Source organism: Algoriphagus sp. (assembly GCF_030694375.1).
Classification (GTDB): domain Bacteria; phylum Bacteroidota; class Bacteroidia; order Cytophagales; family Cyclobacteriaceae; genus Algoriphagus.
In genome coordinates this window covers 67,390-84,827 of the sequence record NZ_JAUXYL010000005.1, presented here as the reverse complement: position 1 = coordinate 84,827, position 17,438 = coordinate 67,390, and the positions used below count along the sequence as shown (strand labels likewise).

At 42.5% G+C, this 17,438-nt stretch carries 12 protein-coding genes; 6 read left to right on the top strand and 6 right to left on the bottom strand.

Translation table 11 applies throughout. From position 1 onward, the window contains the following. Positions 1 to 8: 8 nt before the first annotated feature. From Q8M62_RS01200 to topA, 4 genes are all read right to left on the bottom strand, one after another. The gene (locus Q8M62_RS01200; RefSeq protein ID WP_304902514.1) at positions 9 to 1,115 is read right to left on the bottom strand and encodes a serine hydrolase; all 1,107 of its coding nucleotides are present in this window, start codon (positions 1,113 to 1,115) and stop codon (positions 9 to 11) included. A gap of 5 nt (positions 1,116 to 1,120) precedes the next feature. Further along, positions 1,121 to 2,461: an NAD(P)/FAD-dependent oxidoreductase gene (locus Q8M62_RS01195; protein ID WP_304902513.1), complete on the bottom strand. Its 1,341-nt coding sequence runs from the start codon at positions 2,459 to 2,461 to the stop codon at positions 1,121 to 1,123. Between the two features lie 131 nt (positions 2,462 to 2,592). Continuing rightward, entirely contained in the window at positions 2,593 to 3,285 is a 693-nt protein-coding gene (locus tag Q8M62_RS01190; RefSeq protein ID WP_304902512.1) for an NAD-dependent deacylase, read from the bottom strand. 346 nt (positions 3,286 to 3,631) lie between these two features. Beyond that, positions 3,632 to 5,959 (bottom strand): type I DNA topoisomerase, encoded by a 2,328-nt coding sequence (topA, locus tag Q8M62_RS01185; protein ID WP_304902511.1) that lies wholly within the window; start codon positions 5,957 to 5,959, stop codon positions 3,632 to 3,634. Positions 5,960 to 6,116: 157 nt separating this feature from the next. On the opposite strand from topA, the gene sixA reads away from it, so the two are divergent. Beyond that, positions 6,117 to 6,584 (top strand): phosphohistidine phosphatase SixA, encoded by a 468-nt coding sequence (gene sixA, locus Q8M62_RS01180; protein ID WP_304902510.1) that lies wholly within the window; start codon positions 6,117 to 6,119, stop codon positions 6,582 to 6,584. 147 nt (positions 6,585 to 6,731) lie between these two features. Here the strand turns inward: sixA and Q8M62_RS01175 are convergent, their stop codons facing one another. Together Q8M62_RS01175 and Q8M62_RS01170 are read right to left on the bottom strand one after the other, a co-directional pair. Then, positions 6,732 to 7,613, bottom strand: a complete 882-nt coding sequence (locus Q8M62_RS01175) for a carbohydrate kinase (RefSeq protein WP_304902509.1) — start codon at positions 7,611 to 7,613, stop codon at positions 6,732 to 6,734. After that, a complete protein-coding gene (locus Q8M62_RS01170; RefSeq protein WP_304902521.1) occupies positions 7,606 to 8,967 on the bottom strand; it encodes a sugar porter family MFS transporter in 1,362 nt (453 codons plus the stop codon). The genes Q8M62_RS01175 and Q8M62_RS01170 overlap by 8 nt, the downstream gene beginning before the upstream one ends. Before the next feature lie 301 nt (positions 8,968 to 9,268). On the opposite strand from Q8M62_RS01170, the gene Q8M62_RS01165 reads away from it, so the two are divergent. The 5 genes from Q8M62_RS01165 to Q8M62_RS01145 all read left to right on the top strand — a co-directional run bounded on the left by Q8M62_RS01165 (position 9,269) and on the right by Q8M62_RS01145 (position 17,428). Next, on the top strand, positions 9,269 to 12,646 hold the full coding sequence (locus Q8M62_RS01165; RefSeq protein ID WP_304902508.1) for a methylmalonyl-CoA mutase family protein: 3,378 nt from the start codon (positions 9,269 to 9,271) through the stop codon (positions 12,644 to 12,646). A 225-nt stretch (positions 12,647 to 12,871) separates the two neighbouring features. Further along, positions 12,872 to 13,291 carry an OsmC family protein gene (locus Q8M62_RS01160; protein WP_304902507.1) on the top strand — a complete coding sequence of 140 codons (420 nt, stop codon included), beginning with the start codon at positions 12,872 to 12,874 and terminating at the stop codon, positions 13,289 to 13,291. Further along, positions 13,288 to 13,527, top strand: coding sequence for a hypothetical protein (locus Q8M62_RS01155; RefSeq protein WP_304902506.1), 240 nt, complete (start codon positions 13,288 to 13,290; stop codon positions 13,525 to 13,527). Before Q8M62_RS01160 ends, Q8M62_RS01155 begins: the two co-directional genes overlap by 4 nt. A gap of 23 nt (positions 13,528 to 13,550) precedes the next feature. Continuing rightward, positions 13,551 to 14,564 (top strand): hypothetical protein, encoded by a 1,014-nt coding sequence (locus Q8M62_RS01150; RefSeq protein WP_304902505.1) that lies wholly within the window; start codon positions 13,551 to 13,553, stop codon positions 14,562 to 14,564. A gap of 11 nt (positions 14,565 to 14,575) precedes the next feature. Next, positions 14,576 to 17,428, top strand: a complete 2,853-nt coding sequence (locus Q8M62_RS01145) for a PAS domain-containing hybrid sensor histidine kinase/response regulator (protein ID WP_304902504.1) — start codon at positions 14,576 to 14,578, stop codon at positions 17,426 to 17,428. The last annotated feature ends 10 nt before the right edge of the window (positions 17,429 to 17,438 follow it).

Sequence of the window (17,438 nt, the reverse complement as noted above, 5' to 3'; positions counted from 1 at the left end):
GGGAAGGGTTATGGCGTAATTATTTTCAAAATAGCTGATGCAATTTCTCTTCGAAAGTCAGCCTTGTCAGCGGCATTGGACACAAGAAAGAAAGCGACTTCCAAGTCCGGGGAGTAAATGACAAGTGAGCTATATCCGCCCTGATCTCCAAAATGCCCTATAAAACCGGAATTGTTGATTTGTATGGATTGGAATCCTGCCGGGGTTTCTTCACCGGTTTTTAACCAGGCAAGTTCATCTCCAAAAGTTCCCATAGTTCCGCGACTTAAGTGGATGAGGGCTTTGGAAAGTTCAGCAGCGCTGAGGACTAGGCCCGAAGAAGGTGATGGGAAACGTTCTAATTTTAAAGCTTTGGGTTCGATTCTTTTCCAGAGAAATGTCCGTTGATGCCCTTGGATTGATCCTGTATCCAGAGGCCATTTGACTACGAATTCACTAGAATTCATCCCTCCGGGAATTAGAGTTCGTTCTTTGGCAATCAGTTCAAAAGGGATTGCTCCACTGACTTCGAGTAAATATCCGATCAAGTCAAAATTGGCATCAGCATAGTGATATTGCCTGTTTCCAAGTTTTGGGGAGTTGAGCAGATTGGGGAGATTTCCCAATTGTCTTTTTTCCTGATTTAGCAGAACGCTTCCCAATCCTCGTTTATCCGTAATTCCGGAAGTATGCCTAAGCAAATCCCGAAGTGATAGTTGGGAAAAATCCGAACTCAGTTTTTTCGCTTTAGGTAAAATTGAATTCACAGAGGAGTCGAGGGAGTAGCCTTTTTCCAAGGCGAAATTCGCCAATGTAAGGGCGGTAAAAATCTTGGAAACTGATGCTACCGGAATTTTGCTGTGTAGCGTCAGAGAGTCTTTAGTCTTAAGATTTTCAAATCCAAAAGCCTTGAGATAAGTCAGTTTTTCGTTCTTTATGATACCAACTGCTATTCCGGGGATCAGGTATTGAATGAGGCTTTGTGAAAGAAGCGAATCGATTCTTGCATCTCTGGATTCAGGATATGAGACAGGCGTTACTCGCACTTTTGGATAGCTTCGCCACCATTCCCAACCCAAAAAAAGAAGGAACCAAAAGGCCAGCCCTAGCAAGATATATTTTGTGATCCGTTTCATCCGGATCAGGTTGGAACTGTGCTGTTCATTGGTTGTGACATTGGGCTTTTGGAAACATATCCTTTGGGCAATTCCTTTTTTAGTGCTTTCACAAAAAGATGATAATCTACCGTGATGGTATGCCTAGGGGAATTTACTTGTTGGTAATGCGGATTTGTCACTTCCTTTTGGCAAAGCTCCTGAATTGAACTCGGACGTTTCCAGTTCCCGATCAGTTCCTGGGCCATAAGTTTACTTTGTAGTTCTGCTCCAGGCCAAATACATCCCAGAGGCTGAAACATACCAATGAAATAGAGGTTCTCGTACTTTGGGTGGAACATTTTCAGATAAAGCGGAACCGATCCCTCTGAGTAGTCAATAAAGTTTTTGTCAAAAAACGGATGACTCAGCCAGTATCCCGTGCAGGCAATCACGGTATCATACTCTTCCGTTTTCCCATCCTCAAATAGCACCTGCTTTCCATCAAAACGCTTGATATCTAATCTGGGCTTAACTTTTCCATGACGGATTTTGTGCAAAAGTTCGTCATTGATCGTGGGATGGGTGGCGCCAAAAGGTCCCGTTACCGGTCTTAAGCCATATTGGCTATTCTCCCCAAGCATGACTTTAAGCAATATTTTATTAAAAAACCCTCGAATTTTAATCGGAAGCCATTTGCTCTGTTCGGCTATTTTGTCTGAAGGTTTTCCAAAAAAGAACTTAGGGACAATCTGGTAGCCCCGTCTCCAGCTGATTGCAGTCATTTTTGAAACCCGGCTCGTTTCAACGGCAACATCACAGGCTGAATTACCTCCTCCGATCACCAAAACGCGCTTTCCGGCAAATGGAGTAGCCTTTTTGAAATTATGCGAATGAAGAAACTCTCCTTCAAAATTCCCCGGATACTCAGGATATCTTGGTTTCCAGTGATGGCCATTGGATACGACCAAATGCGTGAATTTCCCGGTCGTTTCGATTCCGTCTTTTTCTGTTATTATGTGCCAGGTTTTGTCATCTATCCGCTCACAGTGCTTTACTAGAGTGCCAAATTGGATGAAGGGATAAAGATTGAAGCGATGGGCATAAGCCTGAAAATATCGCCTTAGGGTGTCATGATCTGGATAATCTGCTGTTTCAGGGTCGAAATCGTCAAAGGTAAAGTCTTCGTATTGGGAGAGTGTTTTGGAAGAAATGATATGGGTAGTTTCAAAAACGCTGGAATGACTCTCGTTTTCGGAGTAGATCCAATTACCACCTACATCCTCGTTTCGGTCAAAAGCCACAGCATCCAAACCTTGATCGAGAAGGTTTTTCAAGGCAGTGATTCCGGAAGGCCCGCATCCAATGACGGCAACTTTTAACTTCATAAATAATGGCTTGGGTCTAAAGTTCAGCTAGTCAGATTTGTCTGTCAGCATTAAAGTAATGGAAAAAAATCAAAACAGTATGGGATGAGTTCTGCCGCTAACTCTAAATCAATTAATTTTTCGAGGCTAGTTTAACTTGAAAGCAGCAAATCCTCCAAAATTCGCATTCCTACTGTGGCTTTTTCCTGAATCACTTTCACTTCTCTAGGTAACTGAAAGTCGGGAACCTGTGGGTCAATCAGATATTTTTGAGCTGCCCTTGGTACAAAATCGATCAGACTGGCTGCTGGATAAACTTGCATGGAAGTGCCCAATACTAAAAATATATCTGCCTTGGATGTCAGGGAAATGGCGGGTTCCATCATGGGTACAGCCTCCCCAAACCAAACAATGAAAGGGCGGAGTTGACTTCCTTTTTCGCACTTGGCGCCTTCTTTGATCTCCCAATGATCCAAGGTATAAACTAAACTTGGGTCGAGTGAACTTTGAGCTTTACTGAGTTCCCCATGCAAGTGAAGCACATTGGAGGAGCCTGCTCGCTCATGGAGGTCGTCTACATTTTGGGTAATGATCTGAACCTCAAAGTGCTTTTCCAGCCTAGCCAAGGCATAGTGCGCATCGTTTGGCTGGCAGTCCCGAGCCTGTTTTCTTCGCTGATTGTAAAAATCCAGAACCAAAGCTCGATTTTTACGCCAGCCTCCAGGGGATGCTACCTCCATTATGTCATGATCTTCCCAAAGTCCATTGCTGTCTCTGAAGGTACGTATTCCGCTTTCTGCAGATACTCCGGCGCCGGTAAGTACGACAAGTTTTTTCTGGTTCATGGAGTTGAAATAAGGGTAAGTTCTAGCGATGAAATTAATTCCATAATTCTTGCTAGACAAAATTCATTTCCAATTGCAAAAGGTTAGATGCTGTCTCAAAAGGACTGAAAGTGTCAGCCTGACACTTCGTCTCCAGTCACCCTGGGCGGAGTCGAAGGGTGACTGGAATCGAAGGTCAATTACAGTGAATATAACAACATTTCGAACTTCGCAACTCCCGTTACTCAGGTTGCTCAATGTGACAAACAGCAGTTATGAGACAGCTTCTGTTACCCTTATACTTGATTTCTATTTCTCTAAAGTTTCACCTAATAAAAAAACCGACCCTTAAGAGGTCGGTTCTGAATTACTTCTTTTTCGCAGGAAACTTACCTTTTTTCTTGCCTGCATCCGGCTGTGATTCGATGATTTCGATCGTCTCGGCGTAGGTGAGTTGCTCTGCTTCCTTTCCTTTTGGGATCTTATAGTTGTTTTTTCCCAGCTTGATGTATGGTCCCCAGCGACCGTTCAGTACTTGAATTTCAGGATTTTCATCAAAGGTTTTGATATGTTTTTTGGAGTCTGCATCACGCTTATTCACGATTAACTCTATTGCCTCTGCTTCGGTGATGGACATCGGATCCTGCTCTTTATTCAGGGAGTAAAATGCGCTTTCATGTTTGATATAGGGTCCAAATCTTCCGAGTGCAGCAGTCATCTTTTTGTCTTCAAAGAATCCCACTTCCCGCGGCAGCTTAAACAGTTCGAGGGCATCATCCATGGTCACATTTTCGATAAACTGACCCTTTTTCAAACTTGCAAACTGCTTGTCTTCATCTTCGGTTTCTCCGATTTGAACCAATGGCCCAAAGCGTCCAAGTCTTGCATAGACATTTTTGCCATTGCTTGGGTGCTGCCCAATCAGTCGGCTGGTGTTTACATCCTGACGGGAAACCTGCTCGGTATCTTCCACACTTTTGTGGAATTTACCATAGAATCCGTCGATCATATCCTGCCAATCCTGTCCTCCGGCGGCGATGTCGTCAAATTCCTTTTCTACTCGTGCAGTGAAATGGAAATCAATGACATTTGGGAAATGCTCCACCAGGAAGTCATTGACCACCATGGCGATATTGGTAGGGAAGAGCTTGTTTTTCTCTGCGCCGGTATTTTCTGTTTTGGTTGCGTCATGGAATTGCCCCTTGGCGATCTTCATTTCCACATAGTTTCGTGGCGTACCATCTCTTGCTTCTTTGACCACGTACTCCCGCTTTTGGATCGTGGAGATCGTTGGTGCGTATGTGGAAGGTCGGCCAATACCCAGTTCCTCTAGTTTTTTCACTAGCGATGCTTCGGTATACCTCGGTGCAGGTCTGCTAAAGGTTTCTCTACCTTTCATTTCCTGCAGATTCAGTCCTTGACCAATGTTGATTGGAGGCAAAAGCGACTTGTTTCCTTCTTCCTCATCTTCAGGTTCATCGTCAGTATCTTCCAAATACACCTTGAGAAATCCATCAAACTTAATCACCTCACCGGTTGCCACAAGATTCAGCGTAGAATTGGAGATGGCAATGGTAATGACCGTTTTTTCCAGTTCGGCATCTGCCATTTGAGAAGCGATGGCACGCTTCCAGATCAGTTCATAAAGGCGCTGTTCATTACGCTCACCGGACACTTGACTGGCAGAGAAATCTGTAGGGCGAATGGCTTCGTGCGCTTCCTGCGCACTTTCGGACTTGGTGGTAAACTGTCTTGATTTATGGTATTTAGACCCAAAAGAGTCTTCAATTGATTGTTTAGCAGCAGCCATTGCATCCTGAGATAGGTTGGTGCTGTCTGTACGCATGTAAGTGATCTTTCCGGCCTCATAGAGCTTCTGAGCTACAGACATGGTTTGTGCAACGGAAAAATAAAGCTTTCGCGAAGCTTCCTGCTGAAGGGTAGACGTGGTAAAAGGTGCCGCGGGAGTCTTTTTCGTTGGCTTTTTCTCCAGATTTGCTACGGAGAAAGATGCCTCCAGGCATTTCTTCAGAAAGTCTTCGGCTTCTGCTTTGGTGTCAAATTTCTTGGGAAGTTCGGCCTGAAAGGTTTTTCCTTCCACTTCAAACAGCGCAGTGATCCGAAACGATGACTTGGATTTGTGCGCCTCGATTTCCCGCTCGCGCTCCACAATTAGGCGAACTGCCACAGATTGAACCCGTCCGGCGGAGAGACCTGTTTTTATTTTTTTCCAAAGAATTGGAGAAAGCTCAAATCCTACCAATCTGTCCAAAATCCTTCTGGCTTGCTGCGCATTCACCAAATCGTAATCAATTCCCCGAGGGTTTTCGATCGCTTTAGTGATGGCATTCTTGGTGATTTCTCTAAAAACAATTCGCCTGGTGCGTTCTTCTTTCAAGTTTAGCACTTCTTTAAGGTGCCATGAAATGGCTTCTCCTTCCCGGTCATCATCACTCGCTAAGTAAACCATCTCGGCGTCCTTTGAAAGTGCTTTCAGATTTTTGATCACTTCTTTTTTATCGGCAGTGACCTCGTAGGTAGGTTGGAAGCGGTTTTTGATATCTATTGCTTTGTCGCCTTTCGGAAGATCCCGCACGTGACCGTAGCTGGAGACTACCTTGAAGTCCTTGCCGAGGTAACCCTCAATGGTCTTTGCTTTGGCAGGGGATTCGACGATGACTAGATTTTTTGACATAGAGAAAATGGGAAATTTCCTGACCGAAAGGCCAAATACGAAAAGCTAAAAATAGAGGGCCTAGTTTTCTTGTCCAAATAATAAAAAAATGAGGTCATCCAATTTGGAAAGATTTTTGAGGTTTTGATTAAAGATTTTTAAGCAAAACGGGTAATTAATGAAGCAATTATTTCTATTGAGACATGGTGAAGCAGGCTTTTCCGACGGTGTTGACTTCCAAAGACAACTGACTACAAAAGGAAAAGAAAACCTCAATCGCTTGGGTCAAACACTTCAGCCCACAGGGTTGAAAGTGGATCATTTGTATTGTTCTGCTGCTACCCGTACGCGTGAAACCGCCGAAATAATCAAAAAACACATCGAAATAGGTACGGAAGTATATGCTCGGGAGATCTATGAAGGGGGACTGGAAGCACTGATAAAACTTCTTGAAAATACTCCGAATGATGCTCAATCCTGCATGCTGATCGGACACAATCCGACCATCAGCGTACTGATATCTCATTTGACTCATGCCAATTATGTGGGGCTTCAACCCGGGATGTTGGCTATTATCGATCTGGAAATCACCGAGTGGCATATGATTGGTCTGGGCACGGGGACATTGAAAGAACTGATGCAGTGAGCAGTGTCCAAGCGCTGTTGTTAGTTTTTAGGAATGAGTCAGATTTGGCAAAAATTGTATGCAGTAATCGGTAAGTTGTAATCAGTAGTAGAAATACAACTTACAATTCACAGTTTACAATTCACTACTTACCACTTATTCAATCACTCAGAACTCACCAATCCTGTGGATATCCGCTTCGCTATACCTGGGTGTTCCTCCTTTTTGAGTTGCGACAAACCCACCGATTTTACAGGCAAAATCCAGAATTTCCTGCGGGGACTTTTCCTCTAAATACGTTTTTATAAATCCGCTTAAAAAAGCATCCCCGGCACCGATCGAATCTACTACTTGTACTTTGTAGCCGGAGTGTGAATAAATTTCCCCTTTTTGATAAATCAACGCTCCTTTTGATCCTTGGGTGATGCAGATGATCTCCATAGGAAAATGCTGATCTAAATAATTACAAAGTGATTCAATGCCGGGATCAGTCCCAAAATAGTCGGCGAAAATCTCCAATTCATCTTCATTTATTTTAAGGACATCAGTGAATCCTAGCAGCGTTTCTATTACCTCAAAATCATAGAAAGGAGGGCGTAAGTTTGCGTCAAAAATCCGTAATGTGGGGTGTTGGAGAAGCTTTATCAGGGTTTTTAGACTTTCTGTATTTCGGACACCCAGTGTTCCAAATACAAATGCATCCGCATCTTCCACTGCTTGGTCATTAGTAACAGTCCACTCAATAAAATCCCATGCTACCGGAGATATTATATTGTATTTGATGTTTTCGGGATCAGTGGTGTCGACCAAGACCTTGGATGTTTCATGATCGGCTTTGATTTGAATGAGGTCAAGTGGAAGTTCAAATTCCCGAAGAAAATCAAGTAGCTTTTCCCCGTCTTCATCCTTTCCAACAGCGGAAATCAAACGGGAATTTAATCCCAGCTGATGAAGATTGAGCGCCACATTCATGGGTGCACCCCCAGCTACAGGTCCGCTTGGAAGGCAATCCCAAAGCATTTCTCCGAAAATTACAACTTGATCACGCATGGTTTTTATGTAAGTCTTTTTGAATCTCTTCCAAGGAGCGTCCTTTGGTCTCCGGCATTTTAAACTTTACCCAAAGCAGTTGGAGGACCATCATTCCGCAGAAAAACGCAAAGATATAGCCCGGGCCGTAGCTGTTGGCAAAGAAAGGAAAAACATTCGCAATGAGGGCTGCCAGAATCCAATGTGTAAAAGAACCCAAGGACTGACCGGAAGCTCTAAGTTCATTGGGAAACATTTCAGAAATGAAGACCCATATTACAGCACCTTGACCTACTGCATGTGATGCAATAAATCCGAAAACAAAAATCGGAAGCCAAAATGCCGGAATCCCGGGCCCCAGAAAATTGAAGGCCATCAAGCCGAGGAATAGGATGTATCCAAATGATCCGATGTACATCAGCTTTTTTCGTCCAAGCCGATCAATCAAATAAAGGCCGAAGAAGGTCGCTACCAAATTGACAATGCCGATTCCAATGGTGGAAATCAGCGCATTTTCAGTGGAAATACCAGCCATTTCAAAGATTCTTGGGGCAAAGTAAATAATGGCATTAATGCCCGACACCTGATTGAAAAAGGCTATCATCACAGCCAACATTGTACTTGAAAAGAATCGGGAATTGAAAAGGGCCCCAAATCCTGCCTTTTGCTTCATGCTTTTTTCTTCTTCAATCGCAAGTCGGATTGCTTCATCGACACCGTCCGGATCAGTTCGGGTCAAGATTTCCCGTGCTTTGACCTGATCATTGAATTTGGCAATCAGCCAACGCGGACTTTCAGGAATTCTAAAAATCATCACACTATATAGTAATGCGGGGATGCCTTCCACAGCGAGCATCCATCTCCAATCTTCGGGAAGTCCGGCTGTACCGATCAGGTAGTTGGAAATGTAAGCCACCACGATCCCAAAGACAATGTTGAACTGATACAGTGCGACTAATTGCCCCCTGTTTTTGGCAGGAGCAATCTCCGAAATGTACATTGGGGCTACAACCGAGGAAGCACCGACTCCCAAGCCTCCCAGAAATCTAAAGAACGTGAAGGATTCAACATCCCAAGCCAAGCCCGACCCTAGTGCTGAAATGAAGTAAAATAGGCCGATCCATAGTAAACTTTTCTTTCTGCCAAATCGATCCGCGGGAATGCCTCCAAACAATGCGCCAATCACCGTTCCATAAAGCGCTGAGGCTATGGCTAATCCGTGAATCCAATCACTTAGCTTCCATACTTCTTGTATGTCCCGCTCTGCACCGGAGATCACTGCTGTATCAAATCCAAACAAAAAGCCGCCCAAAGCGGCTGTGATGGAAACAAAAAAGGCATATTGTTTAGAAGTCATGAAGGGTTTTGGGTCGATGGAATTACTAAACTACTCAGAAGCCTTTTAAATCAAAATGGCCAACCCGTATTTCGATATTATTTAGAAATCCGTACCTGGAATGCTGTATATAAATTTCGCGAAACGAATGGAATACAGAATTTACGACCGAATTAAAAAAGTAAAATCCGCATAAATAACCAAAGAATATTTTGTTTCTAATCTTTCTCCAAAGACCTTCCTCCTTTAAAATTGTTATATTCGCAGGCGTAAAAAAATTAGCTTAACTCTGCCCTAAACCGTTTCAATTTGAAACCTAGCAGGAAATAAACCCAATGTCATGAATTCTCCCGTGGAAGTTTATAAACCTAATAATCATATTCGGATTGTCACCGCAGCTTCACTTTTTGATGGACATGATGCGGCTATCAATATCATGCGTAGGATTATCCAATCCACCGGCTGCGAAGTCATTCACCTTGGTCACAATCGATCCGTGCAGGAAATCGTCGATTGCGCCATTCAGGAAGATGTGCAGGCAATAGCGATTACCTCGTATCAGGGCGGGCACGTCGAATTTTTTAAATACATGTATGATTTGCTTCGCGAAAGGGGTGCAGGTCACGTCAAGATATTTGGAGGAGGAGGAGGAACAATTCTTCCCGAAGAAATAAATGAACTTCATGGGTACGGCATCACCCGAATTTATGCTCCTGATGATGGGCGGTCTATGGGATTGCAGGGCATGATCAATGATTTGGTTTCAACCTGTGATTTCCCGATAGGCGATGTACTGCCTGAAGAATTTTTCCTTTCCAAAGACAAAAAAGAACACGTCGCGAGAGCAATATCAGCTTTTGAAAATTTCCCTGAAAAATCAAAGGTGCTTCTCGATACGGTGAGAAAGCAAAGTAAATCTGCTGTTGCACCCGTTTTGGGTATCACAGGAACAGGAGGTTCGGGGAAATCCTCTTTGGTGGATGAATTGGTCAGAAGATTCCTGATTGATTTTATTGATAAAACACTGGCTATCATATCTGTTGATCCTTCCAAGCGGAAAACCGGTGGAGCACTTTTAGGCGATCGGATTCGCATGAATGCCATCCATCATCCCCGCGTTTTCATGCGTTCGCTGGCGACACGCCAGTCAAATTTGGCACTTTCGAAATATGTGCAGGATGCTGTGGATACCGTGAAAGCAGCTGGGTTTGATCTGGTGATTTTGGAAACTTCCGGTATCGGGCAGTCGGATACGGAAATCATTGAGCATTCTGACTTGTCACTTTATGTGATGACTCCGGAGTATGGAGCCGCTTCTCAACTTGAAAAAATCGACATGCTGGACTTTGCAGACGTGATTGCGCTCAATAAGTTTGACAAGCGAGGCGCTTTGGATGCTATCCGCGATGTGAAGAAGCAGTTTAAGCGAAATCATAACCTTTGGGATATTTCCGATGAGCAGATTCCGGTTTTTGGGACCATTGCATCGCAATTTAATGATCCGGGAATGAATCAGCTTTACCGGGCTTTGATCGGTAAGGTTTCAGAGAAATTTCAGGGCTGGCAAAGTACTTCGGAATTGGTATCCGGTTCCTCAGAGAAGATTTATATCATTCCGCCAGCCCGGACGCGCTACCTGAGTGAGATCACCGAAACCAATCGCAACTACGACAAATGGGTGGAAGCCCAAAAAGAAATTGCGCAGCAGCTATACAGTATCCGAAAATCCATCGATGCTGTCAAGTCCACCAAGGTGGCTGATGTGGATCGCCTGATCAAAGAATTGCAGGAAGTCTATGCACAAGTGGGGCTAAATCTTGATCCAAAGAACAAGAAATGGCTTGAAGAATGGCCTGCTGAGGCTGCCAAGTATCAGGATGACTTTTATATTTTCAAAGTCCGGGACAAAGAGATTAAGATCCAGACGTATTCGCTGTCGCTTTCCAATTCCCGAATTTCAAAAGTGGCTTTGCCGAAATATGAAGCTTGGGGAGAATTGCTGAAATGGGGCTTAAGAGAAAATGTTCCCGGTCAGTTCCCTTACACTGCAGGTGTTTTTCCTTTCAAACGTGAAGGTGAAGATCCTACACGGATGTTTGCTGGAGAAGGCGGCCCCGAGCGTACCAACAAGCGCTTTCACTATGTCTCCCAAGGAATGCCGGCTAAGCGGCTTTCGACGGCCTTTGACTCGGTGACTTTATATGGGGAAGATCCAGACTATAGACCGGATATTTTTGGAAAAATCGGTAACTCCGGAGTCAACATTTGCTGTCTAGATGATGCAAAAAAGCTTTATTCTGGCTTCAATCTGGTCGATCCAATGACCTCAGTTTCCATGACGATCAATGGCCCTGCTGCTACAATGACCGCTTTTTTTATGAATGCAGCCATAGATCAGCAATGCGAAGTCTATATCAAAGCAAATGGACTGGAAGAAGAAGTGAATTCAAAAATTGAGGCAATTTTCAAGAAAAAAGGACTGCCAAGACCGACATACAACGGCGTGATTCCCGAGGGAAACAATGGCTTGGGCCTGATGCTCCTCGGTGTGACAGGCGATCAGGTTTTACCTGCGGCGGTTTACGAAAAGATCAAAGCTGATACCCTTTCTAAAGTACGCGGAACTGTTCAGGCGGATATTTTAAAAGAAGATCAGGCGCAGAATACCTGCATTTTCTCAACTGAATTTTCACTTAGATTGATGGGGGATGTACAGCAGTACTTCATCGATCAAAGTGTCAGAAATTTCTACTCGGTTTCTATATCAGGTTATCATATTGCAGAGGCAGGAGCAAATCCGATTACCCAACTTGCCCTCACATTATCCAACGGATTCACATACGTGGAATATTATGTATCAAGGGGAATGAACATCAATGAATTTGCTCCAAACCTTTCCTTCTTTTTCTCCAATGGAATTGATCCTGAATATGCGGTGATCGGACGTGTTGCAAGAAGAATTTGGGCCAAAGCCATGAAATTGAAATATGGAGCAAATGAACGCTCACAGATGTTGAAATATCATATTCAGACTTCCGGCCGTTCGCTTCATGCTCAGGAAATTGACTTCAACGATATCCGAACCACACTGCAGGCATTGTATGCGATTTATGACAATTGCAATTCCCTGCATACCAATGCCTATGATGAAGCGATCACTACACCAACCGAAGCATCAGTGCGTCGGGCGATGGCCATCCAGCTGATTATCAACAAAGAACTTGGGCTTACCAAAAATGAAAACCCCATTCAGGGAGCCTTTATAATTGAAGAACTGACAGACTTGGTCGAAGAAGCAGTGTATGTCGAATTTGATCGGATTACTGAAAGAGGAGGCGTGCTGGGTGCGATGGAAACCATGTATCAGCGGGGGAAAATTCAAGAGGAAAGCCTTCATTACGAAATGCTGAAGCATACCGGCGAATTTCCAATCATTGGTGTGAATACCTTCCTTTCATCAGACGGTTCGCCGACGGTAACTCCCGGAGAAGTAATCCGGGCCAATCCTGAGGAAAAAGAAGCGCAAATTCAGACCTTGAGAAACTTACATAAGACCTACGCTGGTCTGGAAGAGCAGCAGCTAAATTCACTTAAAATTGCAGCAGTGAAAAATGAAAACGTCTTTGCGCTGCTGATGGAAGCAGCCAAGTATTGCTCTCTTGGTCAAATCACCAATGCGCTCTACGAAGTGGGGGGACAGTATCGAAGGAATATGTAATTAAGTGGGAAGACGGAAGAGTAGGCAGTTCACAGTTGGCAGAAAGTCAGAAAGCTAAAGTGAGAAGTCAGATAAAAAGCAGGCAGTTGCAGCAGGCAGTGGTCTTAAATCAGAAGGTTAAAGCCTCAAAAAACTAAAATAAGTCGTAAATCAAAAAACTTGTGCTGAGCGTCGGTTGGTGAGCGGAGCCGAACCAAGTCTAAGCATCGTAAATCGTAAATCAAAATGGCAAATAAACGCAATGTGACCGTCCGAATGAAGGCGGATTTAGAATATGAATCTCGCAATCCTCAGGGGAATCTGGTGAATATTGACATGTATGACCCTGAGCACAAGCATTCCCAATCCCCTATGGATTTGCTGTTGTCGGCATTGGGAGGTTGTGCATCGGTAGATGCGGTATTGATGATGAAGAAAAAGCGAAGAGCGATTGTCGATTTTTTTGTGGAGGCAGAAGGGACTCGCAATGAAGGTGTGCCTGCATTCTATACCTCCATCGAATTGAAATTTGTCCTGGTGTCCCCTGATGCTACTCCTGAGGAATTTGAAAAAGTAGTGGCCCTGTCGGTAGATAAATATTGCTCAGTAGCTTCATCTTTGAAATCTACCATCACTTACAAATCTGAAGTCAGAAGGCCGGAATGAGAGTTGTCAAAGAACTGGTTCAAGAGGAGGTCCGAATCAGCATTTTCTCCTGGAATAACAAATACATAATCAAGTTTGAATTAGGTCCAATGGAGCAAACTTTTAAGCTCAGTGAAACTGAGGTGTTGGAAGAATTGGATTTGGAGATTTTTTTGACAGGTGAATTTTTCGACAAAGTGAAAAATCGTTTCGATGAAATGGGTAAAACCTTTCGTTCACAGTTGGAAAATCTCTAATTTCCCTGAAATCAGGCCAAATTATGAGTCATTTAAAATGGATTTGTTTTTTCTTTTCCGTGGGTCTTTCTCTATTTGGCTGCGGTGCTCCCGAAAAGGAACTTCAAAGTAAAAATTTTGATAAGCTAAAGGCCTTGATCCAGGAAATGGAATCAGAGGGTGAATTAATGGCACGGCAGCTGGACACCGTGGCTCATTTTTACAGTTATCTCCTTACTAAAAAGGATTCTATTTTAAGAAATCCATTGCCCAATCCCTATAGTTATCAAGGGGCATTTTCCACGAATATTCCCGATGAAGACCCCAAGCTGAGCTCTATTATTATTCTTAATTCGACACCTAACCGTCAAAAGGCCGAAAAGGAGGTTGTTTTGACAAATGCATTGGATAGTGTTTTCGTGGCATTCAAAAAAAACAATCCTTTGGCTGTTCAGATTTATTCCAATTCACTTATGCAGGTAAGCAGGGTATATCCTGCGTATGATTCTAAAAATATCGTTGATCCGGATATTGACGTGACCAAGTTTAACTTTTTTTATGAGGCAGATTTGGAGCACAATCCCAAAAAGGGGTTGGTTTGGATTCCCGATCCCTATGTAGATCCCGCGGGAAAAGGTTGGATCCTCTCCGTACTGCATCCTGTTTATGATGGAAGCGAGCTGTTTGCTGTCTTGGGAGTAGATTACACGGTAGGTGATATCATTGAAACGTATTTGAATTCCGTAGAGGGGGAATTCGTATTGGTAAATGCTAAAGGAGATATCGTTGCGGGAAAAAGTTTGGGCATCGAAGCTTTGAGCCTTCCTCCATTGAAAAATCATGTGTACAGAGAAACCATTCAATCAGATAATTTCAGAATTTCTGATTTTAATCTCTTTAATAGCAAAAGTAGAGAGGTTCGCAAAATGGCGCAGGATTTCCTTCTGCAAAAAAAAGACAGGTTTATTTTTGAGAACGAACCAAATTTGAAACAGGCGATTTGTGTTTCCTTTCCCACGATGGGTTGGTTTTTAATTGAGATCTTTCCAAATTCTTGATAAAATCGACAGTGAAAAAAAACTTTCAAGGCTATCCAAACTTTTCACTGATTACCGCTATCGGTACATTGTTGGTTATCCTTGTGATTGCTTTGGGATTCAGTTTTTTTAACGCGATTTACAATGCTCAAGTAGAATCAAGAAAGGAATTTTTAATAAAACAGACTGAGCTGGCTACCAGAGGTTTAGAGGTAGATTTGAACCGATTCAAAGAGGAATCAAAAATTTTGATCTCTTACCTCGAAAATTCGAGAATGGACGAGGAGGAATTAGGGGATGAATTTACTGTTGCCGTGCGGAGAACTTTCACCAGTTTCCCAGGGATGCTAGATTCTATTTGGGTAGAGATGAATGATTCTACAATCATTTTTACGATGACTGAGCGAAATGATTTTATACGAAAGCGTTCCAATCAGGCAATTGGCCAGCAGGTAAAAAGATCACAATTTTTAGTTGAAGGTAAATATGGCTTTCGAATTCTTTATTCAATAGATATCCTCAAATACAGTCATGACTATGTCGCCAATTTCTATTTAAATCCTGGGGGTGAAAAGTATCTTTTTTATGAGGATAACCTGATTTCAATTACTCCCCTTAAATCAGGTGCGGGAGTTTTCTTAAATACAGATGACTTTAATGAAATCAAGGCAGACATTAATTTAGGGCTAAAGGGATTCTATGAAGTGAACTGGAAAAAAGGGGAGGAGGAGTTTTCCGGGATTTTGGCGCAGTATCCATTTTCCTATGCAAATTCCGGCAAACCCGCATCCTTGGTCTTTTTTGTACCAATGGAGGGTTTGACTTCCGGATTTTATAGTACCTACTTGATGCTCTTTTTGGGTGTGGTAATTTTATTGATCGGGACTGTTTCATTTTTTATTATTTCTTTAAAGGGAAATAGGGATTCAATCAAGCTTCAAGAGGCAAGTCTTGATGAGATATCCCGGCTTTTTGATCAACAAAATCTTCTTCTACAGGAGTTAAATGGCTTTGTTTTTTTTCATGACTACAAAGGAGAGATGATCAAAGTCTCTGATGAAGTAGAGAAAGTACTTGGGCATTCTAAGGTTGATTTCTTCAATGCTTTCAAGGCCGATTCCACCCATCTTCAAGCAAATTCTGTTAAGGAGCAAATTTTAAAAGCATTGGAAGTATCATTGGATATTGTGGATTTCGAAATTGATTTCATAAAACCCGATGGAGCGAAAATCAGGGTCAGAATTTTTGAAAAGTTGCTTTTCGATAAAACGGGGAGATTTTCGGGAGGTATGGGAATCTGTACGGATATCACCTCCCAATATCTGATCAGACAGGAGACTATTCAAAGTGAAAATAGGCTCAGAACACTTATCAATAATATTCCAGACACCATTTTTATCTATAATAATGAGGGTGTTGTACTTGATTTTCATGTTCAGGACAAAAAGAATCTTCTTAATTCAGCCCAATCCACTTTAGGTAAATCCTTGGGAGAATTTGTTCCTCATGGTCAAGCCGAAGAAGTTATTCGGGTCTTTAATCTTGCAAAAAACACAGGAAGTATTCAAACCATAAATGTAGTTTGGTATGGCCCCATCGGAGATAAACATTATGAAATGAGATTTTTCCCTTTGGATGAAAATCAAATCATGTCTATTTCAAAAGACATTACCGGACAGAAAGTATGGGAAAGAGGTTTGGTCGATGCAATGAATGCCGCCGATCAGGCCAATAGATCCAAGTCAGACTTTTTGGCTAATATGAGTCATGAGATTCGTACGCCGATGAATGGACTTTTAGGAATTATTGATTTATTGGAAAGTACCAATCTTAATAAGATTCAAAAGCAATACGTTGAGATTATTAAAAACTCCGGAAACTCACTTTTAAATATTATCCGTGACATTCTGGATTATTCAAAAATTGAGTCAGGTAAAATTGAAATTCAAAATTCATTTTTTAATCCGGTAGAGGAGTTGAAGAACCAAATCAAAATTCTCTCAGGCTTGGCAAGTAAAAAGAAGATTAAACTTGAAATCAGCTTCAGCACGTTGGAGGATTTAATTATTGAAGCTGACAAAGGAAAAATAAATCAAGTATTACTCAATTTAATCGGAAATGCGATCAAGTTTACGCCAAATGAGGGCATCGTAGGTGTCAAAATGGAATTGAATCCAATAGATGAGGTTTTTTCTTTTCTTTCCTTTCGGATTTCCGATACCGGAATCGGGATCCCAAAAGAGCATCTTGAGCAACTTACAGATCCATTTTATCAGGTAGAGAGCTCTAATACCCGGGCTTACCAGGGTACCGGATTGGGATTAGCCATTGCCAAAAAAATCATTGAATTGCTAGGAGGGCAACTGGTTATAGAAAGTGAACTTGGAGAAGGTTCGGTATTCAGTTTCTCTGTGATTGTGAAAAATGCCGAAAAGGATTTCATCATACCTGAAAGCTATCAGTTGACATGGAAAGACATTAAAGACATGGGAGCAGTATTCCCACTGAAAATTTTATTAGCAGAAGATAATGACTTGAATTTACAATTGATGACTTTGATGTTTCAGCAGCTTGGTTTTCATTTTGAGGTGGCAAAAAATGGTGTTGAAGTATTGGAGAAAGTAAATGTTCAGAAGTTTGATGTGATACTCATGGATGTCCAAATGCCTGTGATGAATGGGTTGGAAGCAACACGGGAAATTCGAAAAAATGAAGCCAACAGTGAGATTATTATTATCGGATTGTCTGCTAACGTGTTTGAAGAAGATCAGAAGAAAGCAATAGAATCAGGCATGAATGATTACTTGACCAAACCGATTCGATTAGCGGCTTTGGCGGATAAGTTGGAATACTACTATCGAAAAGTGAGGGAAAAATCAGAATAAAAAGAAATGG

Coding starts and splice junctions, on each gene's coding strand:
- Q8M62_RS01190 (WP_304902512.1), bottom strand. CDS start 3,285: ATGAACCAGAAAAAACTTGTCGTACTTACCGGCGCCGGAGTATCTGCA.
- Q8M62_RS01200 (WP_304902514.1), bottom strand. CDS start 1,115: ATGAAACGGATCACAAAATATATCTTGCTAGGGCTGGCCTTTTGGTTC.
- Q8M62_RS01175 (WP_304902509.1), bottom strand. CDS start 7,613: ATGCGTGATCAAGTTGTAATTTTCGGAGAAATGCTTTGGGATTGCCTT.
- topA (WP_304902511.1), bottom strand. CDS start 5,959: ATGTCAAAAAATCTAGTCATCGTCGAATCCCCTGCCAAAGCAAAGACC.
- sixA (WP_304902510.1), top strand. CDS start 6,117: ATGAAGCAATTATTTCTATTGAGACATGGTGAAGCAGGCTTTTCCGAC.
- Q8M62_RS01195 (WP_304902513.1), bottom strand. CDS start 2,461: ATGAAGTTAAAAGTTGCCGTCATTGGATGCGGGCCTTCCGGAATCACT.
- Q8M62_RS01155 (WP_304902506.1), top strand. CDS start 13,288: ATGAGAGTTGTCAAAGAACTGGTTCAAGAGGAGGTCCGAATCAGCATT.
- Q8M62_RS01160 (WP_304902507.1), top strand. CDS start 12,872: ATGGCAAATAAACGCAATGTGACCGTCCGAATGAAGGCGGATTTAGAA.
- Q8M62_RS01165 (WP_304902508.1), top strand. CDS start 9,269: ATGAATTCTCCCGTGGAAGTTTATAAACCTAATAATCATATTCGGATT.
- Q8M62_RS01150 (WP_304902505.1), top strand. CDS start 13,551: ATGAGTCATTTAAAATGGATTTGTTTTTTCTTTTCCGTGGGTCTTTCT.